26 protein-coding genes are annotated in these 25757 nt (G+C 65.2%); 13 read left to right on the top strand and 13 right to left on the bottom strand.

The features are described from left to right. Window positions 1–18 precede the first annotated feature (18 nt). Window positions 19–909 (bottom strand): LysR family transcriptional regulator, encoded by an 891-nt coding sequence (locus QN397_RS03775; protein ID WP_323500145.1) that lies wholly within the window; start codon window positions 907–909, stop codon window positions 19–21. Between the two features lie 116 nt (window positions 910–1025). Between QN397_RS03775 and QN397_RS03770 the strand changes: the two genes are divergently transcribed. The 4 genes from QN397_RS03770 to QN397_RS03755 all read left to right on the top strand — a co-directional run bounded on the left by QN397_RS03770 (window position 1026) and on the right by QN397_RS03755 (window position 4344). Next, window positions 1026–1706 (top strand): glutathione S-transferase, encoded by a 681-nt coding sequence (locus QN397_RS03770; protein ID WP_323500144.1) that lies wholly within the window; start codon window positions 1026–1028, stop codon window positions 1704–1706. Window positions 1707–1738: 32 nt separating this feature from the next. After that, the gene (locus QN397_RS03765) at window positions 1739–2692 is read left to right on the top strand and encodes a pyridoxamine 5'-phosphate oxidase family protein (protein WP_416352302.1); all 954 of its coding nucleotides are present in this window, start codon (window positions 1739–1741) and stop codon (window positions 2690–2692) included. A gap of 103 nt (window positions 2693–2795) precedes the next feature. Next, window positions 2796–3581, top strand: a complete 786-nt coding sequence (locus tag QN397_RS03760; protein WP_323500142.1) for a helix-turn-helix transcriptional regulator — start codon at window positions 2796–2798, stop codon at window positions 3579–3581. Next, on the top strand, window positions 3568–4344 hold the full coding sequence (locus tag QN397_RS03755) for a sulfite exporter TauE/SafE family protein (RefSeq protein WP_323500141.1): 777 nt from the start codon (window positions 3568–3570) through the stop codon (window positions 4342–4344). The genes QN397_RS03760 and QN397_RS03755 overlap by 14 nt, the downstream gene beginning before the upstream one ends. Before the next feature lie 15 nt (window positions 4345–4359). Here the strand turns inward: QN397_RS03755 and QN397_RS03750 are convergent, their stop codons facing one another. From QN397_RS03750 to QN397_RS03735, 4 genes are read right to left on the bottom strand one after another with little or no spacing between them, the layout of a single operon-like run. Beyond that, window positions 4360–5877 carry an AMP nucleosidase gene (locus tag QN397_RS03750; RefSeq protein WP_323500140.1) on the bottom strand — a complete coding sequence of 506 codons (1518 nt, stop codon included), beginning with the start codon at window positions 5875–5877 and terminating at the stop codon, window positions 4360–4362. A gap of 34 nt (window positions 5878–5911) precedes the next feature. Next, a complete protein-coding gene (gene gorA, locus QN397_RS03745) occupies window positions 5912–7270 on the bottom strand; it encodes a glutathione-disulfide reductase (RefSeq protein WP_323500139.1) in 1359 nt (452 codons plus the stop codon). Window positions 7271–7326: 56 nt separating this feature from the next. Beyond that, complete coding sequence (locus QN397_RS03740; RefSeq protein ID WP_323500138.1) at window positions 7327–8517, bottom strand: PHB depolymerase family esterase; 1191 nt, start codon at window positions 8515–8517, stop codon at window positions 7327–7329. A 44-nt stretch (window positions 8518–8561) separates the two neighbouring features. Beyond that, a complete protein-coding gene (locus tag QN397_RS03735; protein ID WP_323500137.1) occupies window positions 8562–8996 on the bottom strand; it encodes a CopG family transcriptional regulator in 435 nt (144 codons plus the stop codon). 91 nt (window positions 8997–9087) lie between these two features. Here QN397_RS03735 and QN397_RS03730 point away from each other — a divergent pair, with 91 nt between their 5' ends. Both QN397_RS03730 and QN397_RS03725 read left to right on the top strand, forming a co-directional pair. Then, complete coding sequence (locus QN397_RS03730; protein WP_323500136.1) at window positions 9088–9525, top strand: rhodanese-like domain-containing protein; 438 nt, start codon at window positions 9088–9090, stop codon at window positions 9523–9525. Window positions 9526–9550: 25 nt separating this feature from the next. Then, a complete protein-coding gene (locus tag QN397_RS03725; protein WP_323500135.1) occupies window positions 9551–10336 on the top strand; it encodes a type III pantothenate kinase in 786 nt (261 codons plus the stop codon). Window positions 10337–10373: 37 nt separating this feature from the next. Here the strand turns inward: QN397_RS03725 and QN397_RS03720 are convergent, their stop codons facing one another. The 3 genes from QN397_RS03720 to QN397_RS03710 all read right to left on the bottom strand — a co-directional run bounded on the left by QN397_RS03720 (window position 10374) and on the right by QN397_RS03710 (window position 13964). Continuing rightward, window positions 10374–11483: a M14 family metallopeptidase gene (locus tag QN397_RS03720; protein WP_323500134.1), complete on the bottom strand. Its 1110-nt coding sequence runs from the start codon at window positions 11481–11483 to the stop codon at window positions 10374–10376. Beyond that, window positions 11480–12679: a M20 aminoacylase family protein gene (locus QN397_RS03715; protein ID WP_323500133.1), complete on the bottom strand. Its 1200-nt coding sequence runs from the start codon at window positions 12677–12679 to the stop codon at window positions 11480–11482. Before QN397_RS03715 ends, QN397_RS03720 begins: the two co-directional genes overlap by 4 nt. 91 nt (window positions 12680–12770) lie before the next feature. Then, a complete protein-coding gene (locus QN397_RS03710; protein WP_323500156.1) occupies window positions 12771–13964 on the bottom strand; it encodes a glycerophosphodiester phosphodiesterase in 1194 nt (397 codons plus the stop codon). A 100-nt stretch (window positions 13965–14064) separates the two neighbouring features. Between QN397_RS03710 and argE the strand changes: the two genes are divergently transcribed. The 5 genes from argE to QN397_RS03685 are packed head-to-tail and all read left to right on the top strand — an operon-like array spanning window position 14065 to window position 20243. Continuing rightward, the gene (gene argE / locus QN397_RS03705; protein ID WP_187054222.1) at window positions 14065–15279 is read left to right on the top strand and encodes an acetylornithine deacetylase; all 1215 of its coding nucleotides are present in this window, start codon (window positions 14065–14067) and stop codon (window positions 15277–15279) included. A gap of 58 nt (window positions 15280–15337) precedes the next feature. Further along, window positions 15338–16561 carry a DUF445 domain-containing protein gene (locus tag QN397_RS03700; RefSeq protein ID WP_323500132.1) on the top strand — a complete coding sequence of 408 codons (1224 nt, stop codon included), beginning with the start codon at window positions 15338–15340 and terminating at the stop codon, window positions 16559–16561. Window positions 16562–16612: 51 nt separating this feature from the next. Next, window positions 16613–18715, top strand: a complete 2103-nt coding sequence (locus QN397_RS03695) for a molybdopterin oxidoreductase family protein (RefSeq protein ID WP_323500131.1) — start codon at window positions 16613–16615, stop codon at window positions 18713–18715. Between the two features lie 18 nt (window positions 18716–18733). Continuing rightward, window positions 18734–19915 (top strand): aminopeptidase, encoded by a 1182-nt coding sequence (locus QN397_RS03690; protein WP_323500130.1) that lies wholly within the window; start codon window positions 18734–18736, stop codon window positions 19913–19915. Beyond that, window positions 19908–20243 (top strand): polyhydroxyalkanoic acid system family protein, encoded by a 336-nt coding sequence (locus QN397_RS03685; protein ID WP_323494972.1) that lies wholly within the window; start codon window positions 19908–19910, stop codon window positions 20241–20243. The genes QN397_RS03690 and QN397_RS03685 overlap by 8 nt, the downstream gene beginning before the upstream one ends. A gap of 23 nt (window positions 20244–20266) precedes the next feature. Here the strand turns inward: QN397_RS03685 and QN397_RS03680 are convergent, their stop codons facing one another. From QN397_RS03680 to QN397_RS03660, 5 genes are all read right to left on the bottom strand, one after another. Then, window positions 20267–20530 (bottom strand): acyl-CoA-binding protein, encoded by a 264-nt coding sequence (locus QN397_RS03680; RefSeq protein WP_323500129.1) that lies wholly within the window; start codon window positions 20528–20530, stop codon window positions 20267–20269. A 28-nt stretch (window positions 20531–20558) separates the two neighbouring features. Continuing rightward, window positions 20559–21356: a hypothetical protein gene (locus QN397_RS03675; protein WP_416352300.1), complete on the bottom strand. Its 798-nt coding sequence runs from the start codon at window positions 21354–21356 to the stop codon at window positions 20559–20561. A gap of 41 nt (window positions 21357–21397) precedes the next feature. Then, a complete protein-coding gene (locus tag QN397_RS03670; protein ID WP_323500127.1) occupies window positions 21398–22105 on the bottom strand; it encodes a TetR/AcrR family transcriptional regulator in 708 nt (235 codons plus the stop codon). Window positions 22106–22211: 106 nt separating this feature from the next. Beyond that, window positions 22212–22655 carry a phasin family protein gene (locus tag QN397_RS03665; RefSeq protein ID WP_323500126.1) on the bottom strand — a complete coding sequence of 148 codons (444 nt, stop codon included), beginning with the start codon at window positions 22653–22655 and terminating at the stop codon, window positions 22212–22214. A gap of 97 nt (window positions 22656–22752) precedes the next feature. Then, entirely contained in the window at window positions 22753–23604 is an 852-nt protein-coding gene (locus QN397_RS03660) for a class I SAM-dependent methyltransferase (protein ID WP_323500125.1), read from the bottom strand. A 159-nt stretch (window positions 23605–23763) separates the two neighbouring features. Between QN397_RS03660 and rfbB the strand changes: the two genes are divergently transcribed. Next, entirely contained in the window at window positions 23764–24843 is a 1080-nt protein-coding gene (gene rfbB, locus QN397_RS03655; RefSeq protein WP_323500124.1) for a dTDP-glucose 4,6-dehydratase, read from the top strand. Continuing rightward, window positions 24840–25730 carry a dTDP-4-dehydrorhamnose reductase gene (gene rfbD, locus QN397_RS03650; RefSeq protein ID WP_323500123.1) on the top strand — a complete coding sequence of 297 codons (891 nt, stop codon included), beginning with the start codon at window positions 24840–24842 and terminating at the stop codon, window positions 25728–25730. Before rfbB ends, rfbD begins: the two co-directional genes overlap by 4 nt. Window positions 25731–25757: the final 27 nt, after the last annotated feature.

Below are 25757 nucleotides of genomic sequence, written 5' to 3'. Positions count from 1 at the left end.
CATTGTGGGCCCGCGCCGTCACAGCGCGAGGCCGGTGAACTCCGCCTTCATCCAGTCGACAAAGGCCCGCGTGCGTGCAGGCAACAAGCGCGCATGCGGATAGATCACGTTGACCGGCGTGGGTGGCGGCTCGAAGGCATCGAGCACGATCTTGAGCCGGCCTTGCGCAACGTGCGGCAGCACCTGGTAAGAAAAGAACAAGCCGAAGCCCATACCGACTGCGCACGACTCGATGGCTGGCGCGATGTGATTGAAGTCCAGGTTGCCTCGCGTCGCGACGGAGAACGGCTTGCCCTGATGCTCGAACCCCCACGGCGCGGTGCTGTTCGGATGCACGCGCACGCAGTTGGCATGTGCCAGTTCGCGCGGGTGCCCGGGCGTCCCGTGGCGCGCCAGATAGTCGGGGCTCGCCACCACCACGTGCCGCACCGTGCCGAGCCGCTGCGCGACCAGAGACGAGTCGGCGAGCGGGCTGATGCGGATGCCGACGTCGACGCCTTCTTCCAGCAGGTTGACCTGACGATCGTGAAGCAGCACGCTGCAGTGCATGGTGTCGTAGCGCGCCAGAAAGCGCGTGATCGCCGGCGCGACGTACATGTGGCCGAACAGCACGGGTGCGGTCACGGTGAGCCGGCCTGCCGGCTCGCGTGCCTCGGCGGTCAGTGCCAGGTCGGCCGCGTCGGCGGCTGCCAGCACATCGCGCGTGCTTTCCAGGTAACGAACGCCTTCTTCGGTGAGCGAGTTGCGCCGCGTGGTGCGATGAAAGAGCCGTACGCCCAGATGCGCTTCGAGTGCGGCCAGCGACCGCACCACCGCAGGCAACGAACTGCCCATGGCATCGGCGGCTTTGGTGAGGCTGCCCTGATCGGCGATCTGCACGAAAGTCTGCATGGCTTTGAGTCGGTCCATGGTGCAGATTAAACCGATTAAACCGAAAAGTGCAGCAGTCAAATGTGCGAATCGCTATTCATGCTTGGGCTGCAAGAGAAAAGAATCGGGTCATTGCATTCATTTGAAAGCCGACCATGTCGAACCCGACTCGCAACAATCCGCCGCCAGCGCAACCCATCAAGCTCTACAGCAATGTCATCTCAGGGCATGTGCACCGCGTGCGGTTGTTCCTGTCGATCCTCGGGCTGCCATTCGACTGCTGCGAGATCGACTTCATGCAGCGCGCGCACCGCACGCCGGAGTTTCTGGCGCTCAACGCCTTCGGCCAGGTGCCGGTCATCGAGGATGGCGATGTCGTGCTGGCCGATTCGAACGCCATCCTGGTCTACCTGAACGAACGTTATGCGCCCGACCCGGCGCGCTGGATGCCGCGCGATGCGCTCGGTGCGGCGCACGTGCAGCGCTGGCTGTCGGTCGCGGCCGGACCGCTGGCGAACGGTCCGGCGGCGGCGCGCGTTCTGGTGGTGTTCAACCGTCCGGCCGATCCGACCGAGACGGTCGCACGCTCGCATGCGCTGCTGCAAGTCATGGAGGCGCAACTGGGCACGGAAGTGTTTCTTGCCGGCGCGACGGCCACGCTGGCCGACCTCGCCAACTACGCTTACGTGGCCTGTGCGCCAGAAGGCAACGTGTCGCTTGAACCGTACCCGCAATTGCGTGCCTGGCTCGAACGCGTCGAGGCGTTGCCGGGCTTCGTGCCGATGCTGCGCACGCCGGTCGGGCTTGCTGCTTCGTCGGCGGCATCGTTGGCCTGAATGCCATGAATGGGATGACTGCCGTGAACGCAATAACCGACGAAGCTTTTCATCTGGGCGAGCAAGCGCTGCAGGCGCGTGTCGGCTTGCGCGAACGCCTGGCCGAGATCGGCCCGCTCGTGATGCGCGATGCAATGCCGGACCAGCATCGCGCCTTCTTCGCGCAATTGCCGTTCGTGATGTTCGGCAGCGTCGATGCGAGCGGCCAGCCGTGGGCCAGCGTGCTGGCCGGGCCGCCGGGATTCGCTCACGCCCCGAATACGCGGCATCTGCGCATCGATTCACTGCCAATGAGGGACGACCCTTTGTCCGATGCGTTGAAGGTCGGTGCGCCGATCGGAGTTCTGGGCATCGAGCCTCACACGCGTCGCCGCAATCGCATGAACGGGTGGCTCGATCAAGTCGATGCAGAAGGCTTCGGCATCGCGGTGGGACAGAGCTTCGGCAATTGCCCCAAGTACATCGTGCGGCGGCAAGCCAGCTTCGCGCCTGCGATGGGCGCTGCGGCATCGGCCACATCGAATGCGTCGAGCGCGATGGCGGCGTCTTCCGGAGCAGTTCGACTCGATGCGCTGGACGAGCCAGCGCTTCGCTTGATCGCCAAAGCCGACACCTTTTTTATCGCCACCGCGCACCCGCAGAGCGGCACAGACGACACCCCATCGCACGGTGTCGACGTGTCGCATCGCGGCGGGCCGTCCGGCTTCGTTCGCATCGACGACCAGGGCGTTCTCACGGTGCCTGATTACAGCGGCAACCGCTTCTTCAACACGTTGGGGAATCTCGCACTGAACCCGCGCGCCGGCCTGCTGTTCATCGACTACGACAGCGGCGACCTGCTGCAGCTCGCCGTCACGGCGGAGATCGTTTGGACCGGCCCGGAGGTGGATGCGCTTCCTGGCGCCGAGCGGCTCGTTCAGCTCCGTGTCGATCGCATGCTTCGGCGCCCCGCGGCGTTGCCGCTGCATTGGGGCCGGGTGCAGTAGCAACGGGTGCAATAGCCAACCTCGGGGCACTGCGGGCAGAGGCGCTTTCGACACTTCGCTGGCGAACGAAGTGTCCGATGTGGCGCCGCCGTAGCATCGACCGATGAAATCCGATGCCGCTCCTGATTCGTCCCCGAATGCCGACGTGCAACTGGCTCGGCTCGCCGGCGCCATCGCCGAGCCTGCGCGTGCCCGGATGCTGTGCTGCCTGATGGACGGGCACGCGCGCACCGCGACCGAACTCGCCGTCGTCGCCGAGGTTGCAGCGTCGACGACCAGCGCCCACTTGGCGCGGCTGAAAGAAGAGCGGCTCATCGAATCGATCGCGCAAGGCCGTCACCGCTACTTCCGGTTGGCCGGCGGCGATGTCGCTGCCGCGCTTGAAAGCCTGCTCGTGGTGGCCGGCGCACCGCGATCAGGAGCGGCGGCACCTGCAGCGCTCCCGGCCTTCGAGCCCAACACGCCGACGCGTTTGCGCAGCGCCCGCACTTGCTACGACCACATGGCAGGCACAGCCGGCGTCGCACTGCACGATCGCCTCCACGCGCAGGGCTGGTTGAGCGGACTGCAAAGCGGCTCGTACGAACTCACGACCGATGGCGCCGTCGCGCTTGAAAGCCTGGGCCTCGATGTCGATGCGGCGCGCCGATCACGCCGGCGTTTCGCCTGCCCGTGCCTCGACTGGAGCGAGCGCCGGCCGCATCTCGGTGGTGCCCTGGGCGCAGCTTGCCTGCAACTGGCGCTGCGGCGCGGCTGGGTGCGGCAGGCGCTCGATGGCCGTGCGCTCACCGTGACGTTGAATGCCGAGCGCGAGATGCCGGAACTGTTCGGCCTGAGCACACAACCACTCGCGGCGCGTGCAGCGCCGTCGACCCATGCTCGCCGCTGAGTGGAGCGTGCCGGCCGCGGCGGCCATGGCAGCGGTCGCCGGTGTCTTCGTCGCTGCCGGTGTCGTCAAGGGTGTGATCGGCCTCGGCTTGCCCACCGTGTCGATGGCGCTGCTGGCGCTCTGGATGGCACCGGTCGAGGCTGCGGCTTTGTTGATCGTGCCGTCGCTGGTCACCAACCTCTGGCAGATCCGCCCGTGGTCCTCTGTGCCAGCGATGTGGCGCCGCATCGCTGGCATGCAGGTCGGCGTTTGCGTGGGCACCTGGGCCGGCGCATTGCTGTTCGGCGCACCGGCGGGCGCGTGGGCGTCGATGCTATTGGGCGTCGCCCTGATGGTCTATGCGGCGTGGGGCTTGCTGGGCCGGAGCTTTGTGATCGCGCCGCGCCACGAGCGCTGGCTCGGGCCGCTTGTCGGGGTCGTCACCGGGCTGGTCACTGCGGTGACGGGCGTCTTCGTGGTACCGGCCGTGGCCTACCTGCAGGCGCTCGGCTTGCAGCGCGATGCGCTGGTGCAGGCGATGGGCATCTCGTTCACCACGTCGACCGTGGCGCTGGCCGTCGCATTGGCCTTCGACATGGGTCATGGCGGCAGCTATTCCGCCATGACACTCGCCCTGTCGGTGGCCATGCTGTTGCCTGCGCTGGTCGGCATGGCGGCGGGGCAATGGTTGCGAGAGCGCTTGTCGCCGGCCGTTTTCAGGCGCTGTTTCCTGATCGGCCTCGGTTTGCTCGGTGCTTACATGGCCGCGCGGGCAGCCTATTGAAACGTCGTTGAAACTTTACTGAAACGCCACCTCGGCAAAGCTGCGCAGCTTGCGGCTGTGCAACTTGCTCGACCCTTCGCTGCGCAGGATGTCGATGGCCGCCATGCCGATGCGCAGGTGCTGCTCGACGCGCTCGCGATAGAAATGATTGGCCATGCCCGGCAGCTTGATCTCGCCGTGCAGCGGCTTGTCGCTCACGCACAGCAGCGTGCCGTAGGGCACCCGAAACCTGAAACCGTTGGCGGCGATGGTCGCGCTTTCCATGTCGAGCGCGACGGCGCGGCTCTGGCTGAAGCGGCGCTGCGGCTGGTTGCCGGGCAGCAGTTCCCAGTTGCGGTTGTCGGTGCTGGCGACGGTGCCGGTGCGCATGAACTTCTTCAGATCGGGGCCGCTCACTTTCGTCACCTGTTCGACTGCGCGCTCCAGCGCCAACTGGATTTCGGCCAGCGCTGGAATGGGCACCCACAGCGGCAACTCTTCGTCCAGCACGTGGTCTTCACGCACGTAGGCGTGGGCCAGCACGTAGTCACCGAGTTGCTGGCTCGGGCGCAATCCGGCGCAGTGGCCGAGCATCATCCAGGCATGCGGGCGCAGCACCGCGACGTGGTCGGTGATGGTCTTGGCATTGGCCGGACCGACGCCGATGTTGACCATCGTGATGCCGCTGCGGTCTTCGCGCACCAGGTGATAGGCCGGCATCTGCGGCAGGCGCGGTGGCGCCGTGCCCTGGCTGCCGTCGAGCAACTCGCGATAGGTCGTGTCGGCGCCCGCAGCCAGACCGCGCCGCCGCGTGATCACGTTGCCCGGCTCGATGAAGGCGACGTACTCGCTCTTCTCGTCGGTCATCGCTTCATGACCCAGCCGCACGAACTCGTCGATGTAGTACTGGTAGTTGGTGAACAGCACGAAGTTCTGGAACCACTCCGGCACCGTGCCCGTGTAGTGGCGCAAGCGGTGCAGCGAGTAATCCACGCGGGCGCCGGTGAAGAGCGCCAGCGGCTGCGCTTCACCGGGCTTGGCTTCAAAGGTTCCGTTGGCGATGCCGTCGTCCATCGCGTGCAGGTCGGGCAGGTCGAACACGTCGCGCATCAGCGCGCGGCGGTCGAGGCTCATCGACACCTCGACATGGTCGTTGTCGGTGAACGAAAAGTGGATGGGAATCGGCTGCGTGCTGGTGCCGATCTCGAGTTCGACCTGATGGTTCTCGAGCAGCAGGCGGAACTGTTCAAGGTAGTAGCGGTTGAACAGATCGGGCCGTGTCAGCGTCGTCTCGTAGCGCCCGGGGCCGGCGACGAAGCCGTAGCTCAGGCCGGCGTTGGCCGGAGGCGTGTTGCGCGAGACGGTGTGCGTGTGCACCCGCACGAACGGGTAGCACGCCCGCACCCGGCCCGGCAGGCTGTCCCCACCGACGAAGCGCTGCATGGCGTCACGCAGATGCTGCAAGCCGCCGTTGTAGATGCTGCGAACCTGTTCGAGTGCTTCGGCGGCATCGGTGAAGCGGGCGGGTGCGATGAAGGCTGGCATGTAGGGCATGCGGACATTGTGCAGCGCCCCAAAGCATTGCGAATCAGCCGGCCATGGGCTCCCGCATCGTCACGAACTCTTCGGCAACGGTCGGATGGATGCCGATGGTGCTGTCGAACAGCGCCTTGGTCGCGCCGGCGCGCATGGCCACGGCAAAGCCCTGCACCACCTCGCCGGCATCGGGGCCGACCAGGTGCAGCCCGACCACGCGGTCGCTGGCCTTGTCGACCACCAGCTTCATGAAGGTGCGTTCGGTGCTCGCCGACAAGGTATGGCGCAGGGCGCGGAATTCGGTGCAGAACACGGTGACCTTGCCGAACTTCGCGCGCGCATCGGTTTCCGAATAGCCGCAGGTGCCGATGTTCGGATGGGTGAACACCGCCGTCGGGATGAACTCGTAGTCGAGCTTTCTCACTCGATCGCCGAACAGGGCATCGACCACGACCATGGCCTCGGCCAGTGCGACCGGCGTGAGCTGCACGCTGCTCGACACATCGCCCACGGCGTAGATTGATGGCACCGATGTCTTGTAGTGCGCGTCGACCGCGATGGCGCCATGCTCGTCGACGGTCACACCCGCCGCCTCCAGCCCGAGCGCCCGCGTGTTGGGCACACGACCGGTCGCGAAGAGCACTGTGTCGACCTCGATGGTGGCCCCACGTGCGAGCATCACGTTCAGCCCGCCCGGACCGCTCGAAATGGAGTCGATTTCGCTGCTGAGGCGGATGTCGACGCCTGCCTTGCCCATTTCACTCGCGAGAAATTGGCGCACGTCGTCATCGAAGCCGCTCAACAGGTGCGCCCGGCGATGTACTTGGGTGACCTTGGCTCCGAGACCGTTGAAGATCGATGCGAACTCGCAGGCGATGTAGCCGCCGCCGACCACCAGCAGGCGCTTGGGAAACGGATCGAGATCGAACATGGCGTCGGACGTGACGATGTGTTCGCGGCCGGGCAGTTCGGGCACCCAGGGCGTGCCGCCGGTGGCGATCAGCAAATTCTTGGCGGTATAGCGCGTGCCGTCGACATCCACGGTGTGGGCGTCGACCAGTTGCGCCCAGCCGTTCAACAGCGTGACGTTGGCAGTCTTCAGCAACGAGGCGTAGACGCCGTTGAGCCGCGTGATCTCTTTGGCGCGCTGCGCCTTCAAGTGCGCCCAATCGAAGCGAGGCGGCTCCGACAGCGTCCAGCCGAAGCCGGGCGCTTCCGCGAAGGCTTCCGCATAGCCGGCCGCGTAGCTGTAGAGCTTCTTGGGAATGCAGCCGACGTTGACGCAGGTGCCCCCGAGTTCGGCCGCCTCGGCCAGCGCAACACGGGCACCGCGTTGCGCTGCCATGCGCGATGCGCGCACGCCGCCGCTGCCGCCGCCGATGACAAATAAATCGAAGTCGTATGTGGGCATGAAAGCCTCCTTGACGACGACTGTAGCCGGCTGTCGATATGCGCTGGTGGCGAGGCCTATTGAACGGCTACCGGCTCGCACCGCAGTGGATGCGCAAGAAAAAAGCGCAGCATTTCTGCGCTGGCGTCCGCCCCGTTCGGCTGGGTGAAGCTGCCTTGCGAGCTCCCGCCCGACCAGGCGTGGCCGCCGCCGTGCAGGCGCCAGTGTTCGACCGTATTGCGTCCCGGCGCGGGCGCGTAGACGGTGCGCGTAAAGCGTTGGCCTGCCGTCGAACTGCCTTCGGCGATGCGCGGCGTCGACGGATTGGCGCCGACTGCGGCGTCGACCACGGCATCGCCGTTGCGCGGGTTGACAGTGCTGTCGGCATCGCCGTGGAACACGATGAGCGGCGGCATGGAGGCCGTGTTGGTGGAAGAGGTAGAGGAAGCGGCGGCGTGGGGCGTCGCGCCCGCGCCGCTGCGCATGACCGACAGCGCCGCCATCACATCGGTCGCCGCGCCGCTGGGCAGGCCGGAGTGCACGCCGACGCCCGCGAAAATATCGGGATAGCAGCGCCCGAGGATGTCCGCCATGGCACCGCCGGCCGACAGCCCCGCAACGTAGACCCGCGCCGGATCGACGTGGTTCTCGGCCATGACCGATTCGGTCAGCGCGACCAGCAAGGCGGGCTCGCCGCGGCCGCGCTGCTGGTGCTGCGGCTTGAACCAGTTCCAGCATCGCTGCGCATTGGCATGCTGTGTCTGCGCCGGGTACAGGACGACGACACCGAGCTCGCGGGCCAACGTGTTCATCTGCGTGCCCGCGGCGAAGTCGGCCGGGTCTTGCGTGCAGCCGTGCAGCATCAGCAACAGCGGTCTCGGCGTGATGGCCGAGCCTGGGGTAGCGGCGGCGCTCGGTGGCACGTACAGCTTGTAGTCAAGGGTGCGGCCTTGGTGGGTAAAGCTGCCGTCGGTCCATTGCTCGGGGAGGGCTTCGGCCTCGGGGGCTGCAACAGCCGGCGTGTCCACCATTCGCGTACAGCCATCGAGCACGACGCTGGTGTTGTCAGGTGGCGTCGTGCGCGCAGCGGCATCGGGCTTTGCCCGATTCGAGGACTCGAACGCCGAAGTTGCTTGTGAAGCAGCGGTTTGCGCCGCCTGCGTGGCCCCACGCAACGCCCGCTGGATCGCATCGGTCGCGGCCTGCAACTGCCCGCTGTGGGTCAGCTTCGTCGCTTCGGTCATCAATTTTTGGAAGAGGTTGTTCATGACGTCTTTCGGGTCGGGTCTTCGGCTGTTCGGATGTTCAAGGTCTAGCGGATGCGGCCGGCGAGCGCGGTCTTGACCGCTGCGCTGGCGTGCAGTGCTCCCAGCACGGTGATGGAATCGATGGTGGCCAGTGCGAGCTCCGGCGTCACGTCGAGGCCGATGGCCGCGAGCCCCAGTACGCGGATCTGCAAAGTCTGGCCGGCCGCGCGAACGGCCTCGAGCGCGGCCGCGTCGAACTGCTGCAGCCCGAGCACCAGCATCTTGCGGGCGACCACCTGCTTGAGCGCTTCACCATGCGCGGTGAGCTGGTTGCGGATGGCAGTGCGGATGAAGTCGGTGCGGTTCGAATAGAAGCCTTCGCTGACCAGCAGATCGATGTGGCCGAGGTCGACATAGCCGAGGTTGATGGTGATCTTCTCGGAGTCGAGCGGCTTGACTTTGGCGGGCTGCAACGCGACGGCGGTGGCGGTCTGGTTCATGAAAAGCATCCTACCACCATCCACACGGATGGTAAAAGGCTGATTTGTAGGCGAATTGCTTTAACTAGGCGCGCACTGGCAGAATTTCCGGATGACCCAACCATCTGACAAATCCGCGCCTTCGACCATTGATCCCGCCGAAGGCTACGCCGGTGACATCACGCCGCAAACGGCAGCGCAATGGGTCGCCACCGATGCGGCCGTGCTGATCGACGTGCGCAGCGATGCCGAGCGCGAATGGGTCGGCTACGTGCCCGGCGCCGTGCCACTGGCATGGAAGCAGTGGCCGGGCATGGCGATGAATGAAGGCTTCGACAGCGCGATGCGTGCGGCGGTGCCGCAAGGCAAGAAGGCCGTGCTGCTGTGCCGCAGCGGCGTGCGCTCCATTCCGGCTGCCAAACGCGCGATGCAACTGGGCATCGAGGCCTACAACATCCTGGAAGGCTTCGAAGGCAACCCCGATGCCGAAGGCCATCGCGGACGCACTGGGGGCTGGCGCTTTCATGGCTTGCCGTGGAAGCAGAACTGAGGCGCCGAGGCTGATAATCCCGCGCATGGCGTTTCTCGCGATCGATATCGGCAATACCCGGCTCAAGTGGGCCCTCTACGACATGGCACGTCCCGGTGCCGTCGCGCTGGCTTCGGGGGCCGAGTTTCTCGATCACATCGAGAAGCTGGCCGACGGTCCGTGGGCCGATTTGCCCATCGCGCCCGTCTCGATGCTCGGCTGCGTGGTGGCGGGCGATGCGGTGCGGCGTCGCGCCGAAGAACAGGTCCACGAGCGCTTCGATTGCTCGCCGCGCTGGGTGGTGTCGAGCGCGGCGGAGGCGGGCGTCGTCAACGGCTACGACCATCCGACGCGGCTCGGCGCCGACCGCTGGGTGGCGATGATCGGCGCGCGCCATCGCATGCTGGCGCAACAGCGCGAACTCGACAAAGGCTCGCGCCCCATGGTGGTCGTGATGATCGGCACCGCGGTCACGGTCGAGGCGATCGACGCTGAAGGCAAGTTCCTCGGCGGCCTCATCTTGCCGGGCCACGGAATCATGCTGCGCGCGCTGGAGTCGGGCACCGCCGGGCTGCATGTGCCGACCGGCGAGGTGCGGGAGTTTCCGACCAACACCAGCGATGCGCTGACCAGTGGTGGCACCTACGCCATCGCAGGTGCGGTCGAGCGCATGGTGCAGCACGTGCGAACGCACTGCGGGGCCGAGCCGGCCTGCTACATCACCGGCGGTGCAGGCTGGAAGATGGCGCCTTCCATGAACGTGAATTTCGAGCTGGTCGAGAGCCTGATCATGGACGGGCTGCTGGTCATCGCCGAAGCGCGCGCCGCCTGAGCGCGGCCTGCCGCGGAATGCCGCGGCCTCAGTCGACTCAGCGAGCGGAATGGGCGGCCGTGAGGCCGTCCACCGCCTGGAACATCGCCTGCCGCGCCTGACTGATGATCTGGCCCTTCCACGCATCCGCATTGGTATAGAACGCTTCGAGCATGCGCGCGCGGATCGATGACGCCAGCTCAGCCAGCGCCTCGGGATGCTGGTACAGCCAGTGGTCGGCCCGCAGCGCGCCGGTCACCTCCATGATGGGCTGCGTGCCGTATTCGAGGGCGATGCCGGTGTAGTCGGCCGCGGGGCATTCGTCGTATATCGCGCCGCACATCAGGCCTGTCAAAAAGGCCGAGGTCGACGAGCCGTCGTAGATCGAGGTCACCGGCATCTCCGGCGTGCCCCACCAGGCGTTGGCGCGCGCGTAGGCGGCCTTGTCGTCGCGGGCCGCGAAGATGCGTTCGCCGAGGCCGTTGGGTCCGAGGCCGGTGTGCAGGTCTATCCATGCCAGTCCACGCGCCGATTGCGCATGCGTGCGCAGCACCTTGCGGAAGGTCTGGTTGCTCCAGGTCGGCGCCTTGCCGCCGAAGAACAAGCCGTCTTCGAACTGGTACTGCCCTCCGGTAACGGCAGCCTGGTAGGCCGCCACGCCGTGCGTCGCGATCCACGCGTTGATGGCTTCCTGGTTGTCCGGTGTCGGCGGCCAGGCGGCTGGCAGCAGCAGCGCGTGCAGTTCGGCGTAGGCCGCATTCACCGGCAACGGCTTCGTGTAGTCGGAGAAGTTGCGGTTCAGGTCGACGTTCTCGTTGGTGACGCGCCGTCCGTGCGAAAAGCCGTGCGGGTTCAGCGCATGAACATAAAGCACGGCGACGCCGGCTGCGCGCGCCTTGTCGCGCCACTCGTCGTCGTACAGCGAGAACACCTGCACGCCGCTGCCGCAATGGCCTTCGACGCCGTGGCATGCGCTGGTGACCATGAGCAGCTGCTTTGCATCGGCTGCCCCGTCGAGCGCGACGTCCATCGCGATCTCTTCGCCTTCACCGCCTTTGAGCGGATGCACATGCGAATCGACCGTCAGGCCAGCCGCGGCGCACGCCTTCAGGAACTTGGCACGCGCGATCGAATAGGTCGGGGAAAAGGCTTCGACAACCCCGATCACGCGATGCTCCGCGCTTTGAGGAATTGCTCCGCCAGCTCGACCCAGCAGGTTGCGCCGAGGGGAATCAAATCGTCGTTGAAGTCGTAGCTGGCGTTGTGCAGCGTGCACGGCCCGCCGCCGTGGTGCATGTCGCGGTGCGCGCCGTCGCCGTTGCCGATGAAGGCATAGGCGCCGGGCTTGGCAAGCAGCATGAAGGAGAAGTCTTCGGCTGTCATCGCAGCTTCCTGCACCAGCACGTTGTCTTCGCCGACGATGCTCGCCATCACGCCGCGCGCGAAGTTGGCTTCCGCCGTCGAATTGATGGTCGGCGGATAGTTGCGGTGAAAGTAGAAGTCGACTTCGCAGTCGTGCGCGGCGCCGATGTGCTCCGCGATCTTCTTCATGCGCGACTCGATCAAATCGAGCACTTCATGGGTAAAGGTGCGCACGGTGCCCTGCAGCTGGCAGGTGTCGGGGATCACGTTGCTGGCTTCGCCGCCATGAATCATCGTGACCGAAATCAGGCCGGTGTCTGTCGGCTTCTTGTTGCGCGTGAGGATGGTCTGAAACGCGAGCACCATCTCGCAAGCCACCGGCAGCGGGTCGACGCCGGTGTGCGGCAGCGCCGCATGGCCGCCCTTGCCGTGGATCGTGATCTTGAATTCGTTGCTCGACGCCATCGCAGGTCCGGGGCTCACCGCGAACTGGCCGACCTTCATGCCCGGCCAGTTGTGCATGCCGTACACCGCGTCCATCGGAAACTTCTCGAACAGGCCTTCCTTGACCATCTCGCGGGCGCCCCCACCGCCTTCTTCGGCAGGCTGGAAGATCAGGTAGACCGTGCCGTCGAAGTTCCGGTTCTTGGCCAGGTGCTGGGCCGCAGCAAGGAGCATCGCCGTGTGGCCGTCGTGGCCGCAGGCATGCATCTTTCCCTGGTTTTGGCTGGCGTGGGCGAAGGTGTTGAGCTCGGTGACCGGCAGGGCGTCCATGTCGGCGCGCAGGCCGATCGCGCGGTCGCTGGTGCCGTTCTTGACGATGCCGATCACGCCGGTGGTCGCCAGCCCGCGATGGATTGGGATGCCCCATTCGGTGAGCTTGGCTGCCACCACATCGGCGGTGCGCACTTCCTTGAAGCAGAGTTCAGGGTGCGCGTGAATGTCGCGCCGGATCGAGGCGATGCCGGCGGCCTGGGTAACGAGGGAGTCGATGAGTTTCATTGGGGGTGGACTGGCGTAGCGGTCAAAACGCCAGTCTAGCCAGTACCGTGCCGGGTGGCACGGCGCGGCTCCCTTGCCCCCGGAATGCTGCTCAGCGCCCGATTTCTCTCATGTACGTTGTGCGGGCAGCGATCGCGGTGTCGGTGAAGTCGGTGAACACGCCATCCACGCCCAAACGGTAGTACGCCAGGTACTCGTTCTTCGGGTCGCCCGCGTAGTCGATCGGCAAACGACGGTTTTCGTTGCGGAAAGTGAAGGGATGCACGAAGAGGCCGGCCTTGTGCGCGTCGGCAACGAGCGTCGTCGGCGTGATCGAGGTGGCGTCGGCATCGTTGATCTTGCCGTCCTTGTTGACGTCGACCGGCTTGCCGTCGGCGCCCATCGTGCCCTTGATGCTGATGAGGTAGCGCTTCCACGGGCCGATGCCGTCTGCATAGGTCTTGATTTCAGCCAGGCCGGCCGGCGTCACCATCGCGCTGAAGGTGCGCGCGTCGCCGGACTTGGCCCATTCGTAAGGCCGGTCGACCGGAATCGCATAGGTCATGGCGCCGGTCTTCATGTCGATGCCGTCGCCGTCGATGAGCTGGATCAGCTTGGTGTTCAAGCCCTTGCTCTTCATGTATTTCAGGCTGCCGGGCTCGAACGACTGCACGTAGATGGGCGCAGTTTTGCTGTTCAGGCCCGCGGCGTTGATCATCGCGATGAGCTTGTCTTCCAGCGGCAACCCCATGTCGCGGAACCAGGTCGGGTTCTTCGTTTCCGGGTAGATCGCGATGGCGCGGCCGGTTTCGCGCGTCTTCAGCTTCTGGAAGTCGAGGATCTCCTGGAAGGTCGCGACCTTGAACTTGCCGTTGAATTGCTGGGGCCGCTCTGCGTCGGTCGAGATACCGCCCAGCGTCTTGACTTCTGCCAGGGTGAAGTCATGAATGAACCAGCCGGTCTGCGTTTCGCCGTCGACTTTCATCGTCTTCTTGCGCGCGGCAAATTCGGGATGGCTCGCGACGTCGGTGCTGATTGCCAGGTTGGGGTCGTGCCGCGCGACCAGCACGCCGTCCTTGGTGATGAGAAGGTCCATTTCGATGACGTCGGCACCCAGCTCGACGGCGCGCGAATAGGCTTCCATCGTCTCTTCCGGGAGATAACCTGAAGCACCACGGTGCGCGACAACCAGCGGCTGCTTGCCGTCGAGGGTGATCAGGCCCTTGGCCGAATCGGCACCGGGCATGGCGCATGCAACGAGTGCGAGCGTTGCGGCGGCAGTGAGTGCCGTTGCAAATGGTTTCATCATCAAACTGACTCCGTGAGAGTAAAACTGCAGCCTACACCGGCACTATGACGCTTCAGTCGAATGCGCGGCGCATCCGACTTCCCGGACAATCAAATTCATGTCGCAAACACTTTCTGCCCGCAGCCTCGAATTTGCCCAGACCCTCGTGCGCATGAACACGGTGAGCGCGAACAGCAATCTCGAGTTGATCGACTTTGCCCGCGACCACCTTGCCGGCCTGGGCGTGCGCAGCCGCCTCACCTACAGCGCCGACAAGAAAAAGGCCAACCTCTTCGCCACGCTGGGCGCCGGCAAGCCCAACGGCATCATCGTTTCAGGCCACACCGACACCGTGCCGTGGGACGGCCAGGACTGGACGGTCGATCCGCTCTCCGCCATGGTGCAGGACTGGCCGCAAGAAGGCCTGCGTGCCGATGGCGAGGTCGAGCGCGCCGAGCCCCGCCTCTACGGCCGCGGGTCCGCCGACATGAAGAGCTTCATTGCGATCGCGCTGGCCAATGCCGAGCACTTCATCGAAAGCGATTCGCCCTACGCGGTGCATTTCGCTTTCAGCTACGACGAAGAAGTCGGCTGCTTCGGCGTCAGGGAGCTCATCGCCGACATGAAGGAGCAGCTGGTGAAGCCGGTGGCCTGCATCATCGGCGAGCCCACCAACATGGTGCCGGCCATCGCCCACAAAGGCGTGTACCGGTACAAGTGTTGCGTGCGCGGCAAAGAGGCCCATTCGTCGCTCACGCCGCAGTCGGTCAACGCCATCGAGATGGCGGCGCGCGTGGTCAACAAGGTGCGCGACATGGCCGATGGCTTCGAGAACAGCGAGCGCCGCTACGAAGGCTTCGATGTGCCGTTCAGCACCGCCAGCGTCGGCCAGTTTCATGGTGGCATCGCCGACAACGTGGTGCCGCGCGACGCCGAGTTCCGCTACGAATTCAGGAACCTTCCCACTGCCGATGCGGCAGCCATGCAGAGAGAAGTCGTCGCCTACGCCGCGCGCGCCGAAGAAGCCATGAAACGCGTTGCGCCCGACGCCGGCTTCACCTTCGAGACGATCTGCGAGGTGCCGAGCTTTTTGAGCACCGCCAACGAGCCGATCACCAAGCTGGCCCAGCGTCTGTCGAAAGAGCAGCGCACCACGCTGGTGGCTTTTGGCACCGAAGCGGGCATCTTCAAGAGCGCCGGCATTCCGACGGTGGTGTGCGGCCCCGGCAGCATCATGCAGGCGCATCAGCCGGACGAGTTCGTCACGCTGGCGCAACTCGCGCGCTGCGAGCAGTTCCTTCAGGGGCTGTCGATCACGCGCGATATCCGTTGAACTTGCTGGCGTTGAACCTGCCGGCGTTTTTGCCTCTGCATTTGCCGCAGTCGTCGTCTTGAAACGCATCGCGCTCGGCCTGCTCTGCGCCGCAGCGCTGCTGTACGCGCTGGCCAAAGCCTTCGAGCCGCGCCATCCGTGGCTCGGCTACGTGGCCGCCTTTGCGGAGGCCGCGATGGTCGGCGCCATTGCAGACTGGTTCGCGGTGGTCGCGCTGTTTCGGCATCCGCTCGGCCTGCCGATTCCCCACACGGCCATCATCCCGGCCAACAAAGACCGCATCGGCGCCAACCTCGCCGGCTTTATATGCAACAACTTCCTGAGCACCTCGCAGGTGCTGTCGAAGTTGAAAGAGTTCGACGCCGCCGCGCGGCTTGCCGACTGGCTGGCTTCCCCCGCGCACGCCCGCGCGCTGGGCGACCACGCGGTCACGGTGGCGCGCTACGGCCTGGGCGCGCTGGACGACGCACGGGTGCGCGACTTTCTCGGTCGTACGGTGACCGCTGGGCTGGCGCAGATCGACCTGTCGCGCTTGCTAGGCCAGGCGCTGGACGCACTCACCGCAGGTGGCCGCCATCAGGCGCTGCTCGACGACGTGCTGAACCAAGTCGCGGGGCTGATCGAAGGCGATGAGCTACAGGGCCGCATCACCGAAGCCATCGCGCGGGAGATCAAGACGCTGCGCTACGTCGGGCTCGACCAGGTGGCCGCCCGCGCCGCCACGCGAAAGATCGTCGCGGCCGTGGCGCGCACCATCGGCGAACTGGCCGCCGAGCCGGCGCACCCGTTGCGGCAGCGCTTCGATGCGTTCGTCGGCGACTTCGTGGTCAAGCTCAAGCACGACCCGGAATTCCAGGCGCGCGGCGAGCAGATCCGTGCCGAGCTGCAGGCGCACCCGGCGTTGGCCGAATACACGCACGGCCTGTGGGACGAGTTGCTGGCCTGGCTGCATGCCGACCTGGCGCGCGACGATTCGAGCATCCGACAGCGTGTCGTCACGATGGCGGGCTCGCTCGGCGCACGGTTGCAGCGCGACGAGCCGATACGCCGCTGGATCAACGAGCAGATCGAGGCGGCCGCGCCGGCTGCGATCGAGCGCTACCGCGAAGACATCCGGCGCTACATCGTCGAGCGCGTCCACGAGTGGAATGCCGACGAGATGACGGCCGAGCTGGAGCGCAACATCGGGCGCGACCTGCAGTTCATCCGGGTCAATGGCACGCTGGTGGGTGGGCTGGTCGGGCTGGCGATCTATTCATTGACCCGCATGCTGTCGCCTTGAGCTTTTGCGGCGTGCGCATTCTTTTCGGCGCTTGCGTTTTAGACTCGGGCGATGGCCCTCGCATCCCCTGTGCTTCCTGGAAATTCCAGAACTTCCACCGTGCTGGGCGCCTGCCCGCACGACTGCCCCGACACTTGCGCGCTGGTCACCACCGTGCAGGACGGCAAGGCGATCAAGCTGCAAGGCAATGCCGATCACTTTCACACGGGCGGCGTGCTCTGCACCAAGGTCTCGCGCTACATAGAGCGCAACGACCACACCGAACGGCTGGTGCAACCGCTCAAGCGCGTCGGGCCCAAAGGCTCGGGCCGGTTCGAGCCGGTGACGTGGGAGGTGGCGCTCGACGACATCGCAGCGCGGCTGAAATCCATCGCCAGCGCGAACCCTGAATCGATCCTGCCGTACAGCTACGCCGGGACCATGGGGCTGGTGCAGGGCGAGTCGATGGACCGGCGCTTCTTCCACAAGCTCGGCGCGTCGTTGCTCGACCGCACCATCTGCTCGACCGCCGGCGGTGAGGCCATGGTCTACACGCTGGGCGGCAAGGTCGGCATGCGGGTCGAGTTCTTTGCAGAGGCCAAGCTGATCCTGATCTGGGGCAGCAATTCGATCGGCAGCAACCTGCATTTCTGGCGCCATGCGCAGGCCGCCAAGCGCGCCGGCGCGCGGCTGGTGTGCATCGACCCGCGCAAGACCGAAACCGCCGACAAGTGCGACGAGCACATCGCGTTGCTGCCCGGCACAGATGCAGCGCTGGCATTGGCGCTCATGCATGAGCTCATCGTCAACGACTGGCTCGACCACGACTACATCGCGCAGCACACGCTGGGCTGGGACGCGCTGCGCGAGCGCGCGCTGCAATGGCCACCCTCGCGTGCGGCCGCGGTGTGCGGCGTGCCGGAGGCGCAGATCGTTGCCTTGGCGCAGGCGTATGGCACGACCAAGCCGGCCGCCATCCGTTTGAACTACGGCATGCAGCGGGTGCGCGGCGGCGGCAATGCGGCGCGTGCCGTGGCCTGCCTGCCGGCCCTCGTCGGGGCTTGGCGTCATCGCGCCGGTGGCTTGCTGCTGAGCAGCTCCGGGCAGTACCCGGTCGATCGCGCCGCGCTGCACAGGCCAGATTTGATTCCGAGCCCACGTCCGCGCACCATCAACATGAGCGCCATCGGCGATGCGTTGCTCGATGCGGCCCACCCGGTCGAAGCGATCGTGGTCTACAACAGCAACCCGGTCGCCGTCGCGCCGGACTCGGGCAAGGTGGTCGCGGGGTTCGCGCGCGAAGACCTCTTTACGGTGGTGCTGGAGCAGTTTCAGACCGACACCGCCGACTATGCCGACTACCTGTTGCCCGCCACCACCCAGCTGGAGCACTGGGACATTCACACCAGCTACGGCCATACCGATGTGCTGCTGAATCGCCCGGCGGTGGCGCCGCGTGGCGAGGCGCGCAGCAACGCCTGGGTGTTTCGCGAGCTGGCGCGGCGCATGGAGTTCGACGAACCGTGCTTTTCGGACGACGACGAGGCGATCTGCCGCAGCGCGTTCGCCGACGACGCGATCGACTACGCACAGTTGCTCGCGCAAGGCTTCACCAGCGTGAAGTTGCCCGAAGCGCCTTTTGCCGAAGGCAACTTTCCAACGCCATCGGGCCGCTGCGAGTTCTTCAGCGCGCGCCTGCAGGCCCAAGGCCAGGACGGCTTGCCCGACCATGTGCCCAACTACGAACCAGCCGGCAGCTCGACCGAATACCCGCTCGCCATGATTTCGCCGCCGGCGCGCAACTTCCTCAACTCGACCTTCGTCAATGTGAGAAGTCTGCGCGCGATCGAAGTCGAGCCGCTTTTGGAGATCCACGCCGACGATGCGGCTGCACGCGGCATCGAAGACGGCGCGACCGTGCGGGTTTTCAACAGCCGCGGCGAACACCGCTGCCGAGCCGAGGTGTCGCGCCGCGCCCGTCCGGGCGTCGTGCATGGCATGGGCATCTGGTGGCGCAAGTTGGGCATGGACGGCACCAACGTCAACCAGCTCACCAGCCAGCGCCTCACCGACATCGGCCGCGGGCCCACGTTCTACGACTGCCTGGTGCAGGTAGAACGCGCCGCGTTAACCCCTCTCCCCGCGTTATTCCCTCTCCCCCCGGGAGAGGGTTAGGGTGAGGGCACCGTACCTGTGAGAACGCTCCCATCCATAGCCCTGGCCGCCGCCCTGTCCCTCCTCACCGGCTGCGCCGACCTGGGCTACTACTGGCAATCCGCCCACGGCCACATCGACCTCATGCGCGCCGCCCGCTCTGTGCCCGCCTGGCTCGCCGACCCCGCCACCGCCCCGGCCCTCAAGGCCAAGCTGGAACTTACCCAACGCATCCGCCGCTTCGCCGTCACCGACCTCGGCCTGCCCGACAACCGCAGCTACACCGGCTACGCTGACCTGCATCGATCTGCAGCCATCTGGAACGTGGTCGCTGCCCCCGAGTACTCGCTCCAGCTGAAGACATGGTGCTTCCCCATCGCAGGATGCGTCGGCTACCGCGGCTACTACGACGAGGCCGCCGCCAAGACAGAAGCCGCAGCGCAATCCGCGCAAGGGCTCGAAGTCGCCGTCTACCCCGTGCCCGCCTACTCGACGCTGGGCTACATGAACTGGGCCGGCGGCGACCCGCTGCTCTCGACTTTCATCGGCTACCCCGACGGCGAACTCGCGCGCATCGTCTTTCACGAGCTGGCGCACCAGGTGCTCTACGTGCCCGACGACACGCTGTTCAACGAGTCGTACGCCACCGCGGTCGAGCGCATCGGCGGCGCGATGTGGCTGCAGCGCGAAGACACCGCACAGGCACGCGCCGACTATGCGCAATTCGACGGCCGCCGCCAGCAATTCCGCGCACTGACCCTGCAAACCCGCCGCGCCCTGACCGCCATCTACGAATCGAAGGAAGCCGAATCGCGCGACTGGACCGCGGTGGCCGCGATGAAGAAGGCCGCGCTCGACGACTTCCGCGTGCGCTACGCGACGCTCCGGGCAAGCTGGCCCGGCCCGCGCCAAGGCGCTTACGACGGCTGGGTCGCGCGCGCCAACAACGCGATGTTCGGCGCGCAGGCGGCGTACGACGACCTCGTGCCCAACTTCGAGGCGCTGTTCGAGCAGCAGGGCCGCGACTGGCCGCGCTTCTATGCGGCCGTCAAACGGCTGGCGGCGATGGAAAAGCCGCAGCGCAATGCCGCGCTCGAAGCTCTGGGCGCCCCGGCTGACAAGGCACTCGCCGCATCTGCTGCGATGATCGCTCCCGCGACACGGGCAGCCACGTCGCCAACCACCACAACCATAAAAAATACGGGAGGCCGCGGTGCCTGACATTCACATCGAACGCACCCACACGCTGGGCATGAAAGGCGCACGAGCCGCCGCCCGCAAATGGATCGAACAGGCCGGAGAACAGTTCGAGATCGAGTGCGACTACACCGAAGGCAAAGCCCGTGACGTCGCGCAGTTCACCCGTCCCGGCATCGACGGCACGCTAGAAGTCACCGCCGATTCGCTCACCCTCACCGCAGAGCTGGGCTTCTTGTTCAGCGCGTTCAGCGACCAGATCAGCGCAAAGATCGCCCGCAATATCGATGAGGTGTTGGGGACGAAGCCGGCGGAAGAAGAGGACGACGGGTACGGGAAGGGCTGGCTTTAAGAAGGCCAACACGACCCGCGCGGTCAGCGCAGCGATTCGATCAAGTCGATGTACTTCTGCTTCGCCTCATCCGCGCTGACGCCTTTTTGCGCCGTCCACGCGTCCCACTTGGCGCGCGCCACGAAGTCGCTGAAGCTGGGCTTCTTTTCGCAGTTGTCGCCCAGCGTGGCTTGCTTGTAGAGGCCGTAGATCTTCAAGAGCGTGACGTTGTCGGGGCGTTCTGGCAGCAGTTTGGACTGGGCCTCGGCTGCTTCGAAGCGAGCCTGGATATCGTTCGTGTCGGACATTCGTCGTGTGTCTGGAAATTGAAAGACGTCAGTCTGACAGCCCCGCGCGCGCGAGTTCCACGTCGAGCCTTTCGCGGGCGTCGACCGGCTTGAGCGCCGCCGCCTTTTCATAGAGGCGTGTCGCTTCTGCCAGGTGGCCGTCGCCGTGCAGCACGAGCAGTCCACGGGCGTACTCCATGAGGCCGCTGGCGGAATCGGGATGCAGTTCGAGGCCGCGTTCGAACAGCTCGATGGCGGTTTCTGCGCGCGCGCCGTAAGTCATACGGGCCACCAAGGGGCCGACCTTGTCGATCACCTCTGCATGAAAGGCGGCGAGCGAGATGTGGGCGTCGGCATGGTGGGGCTGCAGCGCGATCACGCGTTCGAGCGAGTGCTTCACCTTGCCGCCCAAGCCCTGAGCCAAGGCACGCGCCACGCTGATGCCTTCGGCGTAGCGACCCAACGCGTAGGCCTGCCAGTAGAGCGCCTGGCAGTTGTCCGGCTCGGCGGTTGCCTGCGCACCGGCGCGCTCGGCGACCTGTCGAAACAGTGCGAGGCGCACCGACTCGCGCCGCTCCAGATAGTTGGCATAGACGGCGGTCGCCTGGTTGGCCAACGCCAAACCGTGGCTGCCGTGCAGCAGCCCGATGTCTACCGCCTGTTCAAAATCGCCGCTGTGATAGCGCACCCAACCCTCGACGAGCGGCTCGGGCGGCGGCGTTTGCAGGCCTTGGCCGGCGTGCAGCTGCCGCCATTGCACTTCGAGTGTCGCTGCATCGATGGCCGGCACATCCGGGTACGGCACGCGTGCCCAGACCCCGACCACCGGCGCGGTACCGGGCGTCATGAGCGAGATCGGTCTGAAATCGTGAGGAGGCATCGGTGGCTTCAGGCTGCAGCCATTTTTGGCGAGCTGCCGGGCGTGTCCGGCGTGCGCGACGCGCTCGGCGCATACGCGGCCGTCAGCGTCATCAAATGCTTGCGCTGCTCAAGCTCCAGATACGGCGCGAGCAACTGCAGCGTGTGCTGTGCGCCGCGTAGCAGGGCGCCTTGTACGTGCTGCGGCTCGAGCGCCTCGCGCGGGTTGCGAACGTATTCGTAGCTCAGCCAGTAGGTCAGCACCACGACCATGCTTTGCGCCAGCGCATCGACCTCTCGCATGTCGATGTCGAGGTGCCCCGCGCGGCTCAGGCCCGCGAGCAGCGACCGCATGGCGCGCACCTTGTTCTTGAGCACCAGCTGAAACTGCGTCTCCAAGTGCCGGTTCTTGCTGAGCAGATCGTTCAGATCGCGGTACAGAAAACGGTAGCGCCAGATCAGCTCGAACAGGCTGTGCATGAAAAACCAGGCGTCTTCGACGTCGTGCACGCCCTCGCTGGCGTGCAGCAACTCGTCGAGCTCGGTTTCGTAGGCTTCGTAGAGCCGGTTGATCAGCTCGTCTTTGGCGGGGTAGTGGTAGTAGAGGTTGCCGGGGCTGATGCCGAGTTCGCCCGCCACGAGCGTGGTCGACACGTTCGGTTCCCCGAAGCGGTTGAACAGCTCCAGTGCTGCTTCGAGGATGCGTTGCGCTGTTCGGCGTGGCGCCTTCTTGGCCATGACGGTGCCTCGGTTTTTGTCTCTGAGGTCACTCTAGCGCAACTCGGACCGGAGCGGGGTCAGCGCAGACCCCCTATCTTGGGCAACGCTATGGATTTGCCGCAGCCTATGTCTTGCGTGCCGGACGAGGCGCGGACGCCGCTGCCGAAGAGGGCGAAGCGTTGGTTTGCTCGCCTTGCGCCAGTTGCGCTTCGAGCGCCTTCACCCTCGCCTGCAGTGCAGTCCACTCCGCAGCCGACGGGAGGCCGAGCTTTTCGAGCGCGCGCGCCACGCGCTCTTCAAAAATGTTCTCCAGCTTGCCCCAGCCGCCTGCCGCCTTGGTGCCGATGTCGCTCGCCAGCCCGGCCATGCGAGCCTGCGCTTGTGCCAGAGTTTCTTCGGCGGCCTGCTGCGTCTTCTTCTGCATGCCCGCGCCGTCTTTCACCAGCGCCTCGAAGGCCTTGCTGCCCTCCTGCTGCATCTTGGCAAAGGCGCCGAGGCCGGCAAGCCAGATCTGCTGGGCGGAATCCTTGACGCGGTCGGCGGACTTGTCGTCGTCTTTGGTGGGCATGCTGATCCTGATGAGTGGAGAGCCGGAAGTGAAAGGCTCGGATTGGCGCACTCTAGCGGTGACTGCGCAGCGCCATTAGAGCGCGGGCTCTAAGGTCTCAACGAGACTTACGCGCCTCGAAGATAAGAGACCACGCACCTACGATGCCCTCATCAGGAAAAAACAGGTTTCGAGCTGCAGTCTCGAACCCCAAGGCTTCCAGTCGGGCGAACATTTCCAAGCCGAAGATGGTCCACACCAGCACACCTTCATCGGGCCGCACCGGGTCGCCGTGAAAGGCCTTTTCTTCAAGGTATTGAATTTCGCCGTCGACAAGCTTTGCCCTGATCTGGTCGGTTGCCATCGTCGCGACAAACGGCACCGTAAAAATGTGGGTTCCGCCGGGCTTGAGAACCCGCAATATTTCTCGGTGGGCAGCGTACGGGTCAGGCATGTGCTCCATGACGTCGCTGGACATGACGAGATCGATTGAATCGCTCGGGAAGGAGAGGGCGCGCAGGTCTTCGTGTCTTCGACCACCGACATCCTGGCCGGGCAGGAACTCGTCTCCGAAGTACTCGGAGCAAAGATAGCCATCGGTCGCAGAAAGTCTATGGTGCAGAGCACCCGTGGTCTCGGTGTTGTAGATCACAAAGCCGGAAGGAAAGCGGAATGGGCCGGTGCTTCCCACTTTGAATCGCGTCCGGATGGCATGCGCCATCTGCCGCTGACGATTGAAAGATTGGCACGTCGAGCATGTGCCGGATTCGCGCACGTTGTCGCTAAAACCTTCGAACCAGCTTTTGTCGCCACACACCGGGCATACGCCTGCCATTTCTACAGGTCCGTCGAGCATCCGGGCGTCGAAAGCCTGCTGCGCATTCGTCGGCTTCAAAGACGCTTCGGTCGGTCGTTGAAACCCCCGAAACTGCCCGGCGAGCCGCGACAACCTGTCTACTATCTTGAGCATGGCGCTGACCTAAGCTTTGTGAAACAAAGCGGAAAGTCTAGAGCCATGCTCCTGCGTTCCCGAAGCCAACCGACCGCGACCGGTGCCTATGCAACCAGATGGGATAATTTCACGGTTCCGCTGCCATGAGGCGGTTGGTTTATAACAGCAGGGGACCCCATGATCCTAGTTACAGGCGGCGCCGGCTTCATCGGTGCCAACTTCGTACTCGATTGGCTCGCGCAAAGCGACGAAGCCGTCGTCAATCTCGACAAGCTCACTTACGCCGGCAACCCTGAGACGCTCGCGTCGCTCAAGGGCAACCCCAAGCACGTCTTCGTGCAGGGAGACATCGGCGACAGCGCCTTGCTCGACCGCCTGCTCGCAGAACACAAGCCGCGTGCGATCGTCAACTTCGCGGCCGAGTCGCATGTCGACCGGTCTATCCACGGGCCCGAAGACTTCGTGCAGACCAACGTGCTCGGCACTTTCAGGTTGCTCGAATCCGTTCGCGGCCACTGGGCTGCGTTGCCGGCCGATCAAAAAGCCGCCTTCCGGTTTCTGCACGTCTCAACCGACGAGGTCTACGGCTCTTTGTCGGCGACCGACCCAGCCTTCACCGAAGACCACAAGTACGAGCCCAACAGCCCATATTCGGCCAGCAAGGCTGCAAGCGACCACCTGGTGCGCGCCTGGCATCACACCTACGGATTGCCGGTGCTGACGACCAATTGTTCGAACAACTACGGGCCGTTCCATTTCCCCGAAAAGCTCATCCCGCTGATGATCGTCAACGCGCTCGAAGGCAAGCCGCTGCCGGTGTACGGAGACGGCATGCAGGTGCGCGACTGGCTCTACGTCAAAGACCATTGCAGCGCCATCCGCCGCGTGCTCGAAGCGGGCAGACTGGGTGAAACCTACAACGTCGGCGGCTGGAACGAGAAGCCGAACATCGAAATCGTCAATACGGTGTGCGCGCTGCTCGACGAGCTGCGTCCCAAGGCGGGCGGCAAGAGTTACCGCGAACAGATCACCTACGTGACCGATCGCCCCGGCCACGACCGCCGCTACGCCATCGATGCCCGCAAGATTGAAAAGGAACTTGGCTGGAAGCCCGCCGACACCTTCGACACCGGGATCCGCAAGACGGTCGAGTGGTACCTGGCGAACGGGGAGTGGGTGCGCAACGTGCAGAGCGGTGCGTATCGCGAATGGGTCGAGAAGCAGTACGACTCTGCATCAGCGAAAGCAGCCGCATGAAGGTGCTGCTGCTAGGCAAGGGCGGCCAGGTCGGCTGGGAGCTACAACGCAGCTTGGCGCCGCTGGGCGAACTCGTCGCACTTGACTTCGACAGCACAGACTTCAACGCCGACTTCAGCCGCCCTGAGCAGCTGACCGCAACGGTCTTGAAAGTGCGACCCGACGTCATCGTCAACGCCGCCGCCCACACCGCCGTCGACAAGGCCGAGAGCGAGCCCGACTTCGCGCGCAAGCTCAACGCGACCTCGCCGGGTGTGGTGGCAGAAGCCGCGAAACAGATCGGTGCGTTGATGGTCCACTACTCGACGGACTACGTCTTCGACGGCAGCGGCAGCAAGCCCTGGCGCGAAGACGACGCAACGGGGCCGCTTAGCGTTTATGGCCGCACCAAGCTCGAAGGCGAACAACTGGTCGCGGCGAACTGCCCAAGGCACCTGATCTTCCGCACGAGCTGGGTGTACGCCGCGCGCGGCGGCAACTTTGCCAAGACGATGCTGCGGCTGGCAAAGGAGCGGGAGCGCCTGACGGTCATTGACGACCAGTTCGGCGCCCCGACGGGAGCTGAACTACTGGCCGATGTGACTGCGCACGCGATTCGAGCGACCTTGCAAGACGAGAGCAAGACCGGGCGGTATCACCTCGTCGCAAGCGGAGAAACCTCGTGGCACGGCTACGCAAAGTTCGTCATCGAACAAGCCCGACTGGCCGGCGTCGAACTGAAGGCATCGCCGTCCACTGTCGATGCCGTACCGACCAGCGCCTTTCCGACACCTGCTACGCGACCGCAGAATTCACGGCTCGACACGAGCAAGCTGCAGTCGACTTTCGGACTGACATTGCCGCATTGGCAAGCGGGTGTGGCGCGGATGCTGCGCGAAACCTTTTGACCAAGACACACAGGGAAGAGATAAATC

The sequence above is a fragment of the Variovorax sp. RTB1 genome, assembly GCF_035018765.1.
Lineage (GTDB): Bacteria > Pseudomonadota > Gammaproteobacteria > Burkholderiales > Burkholderiaceae_C > Variovorax.
Note: the sequence above shows the minus strand (reverse complement) of the source record. Positions and strands in the feature narration are given on the sequence as shown.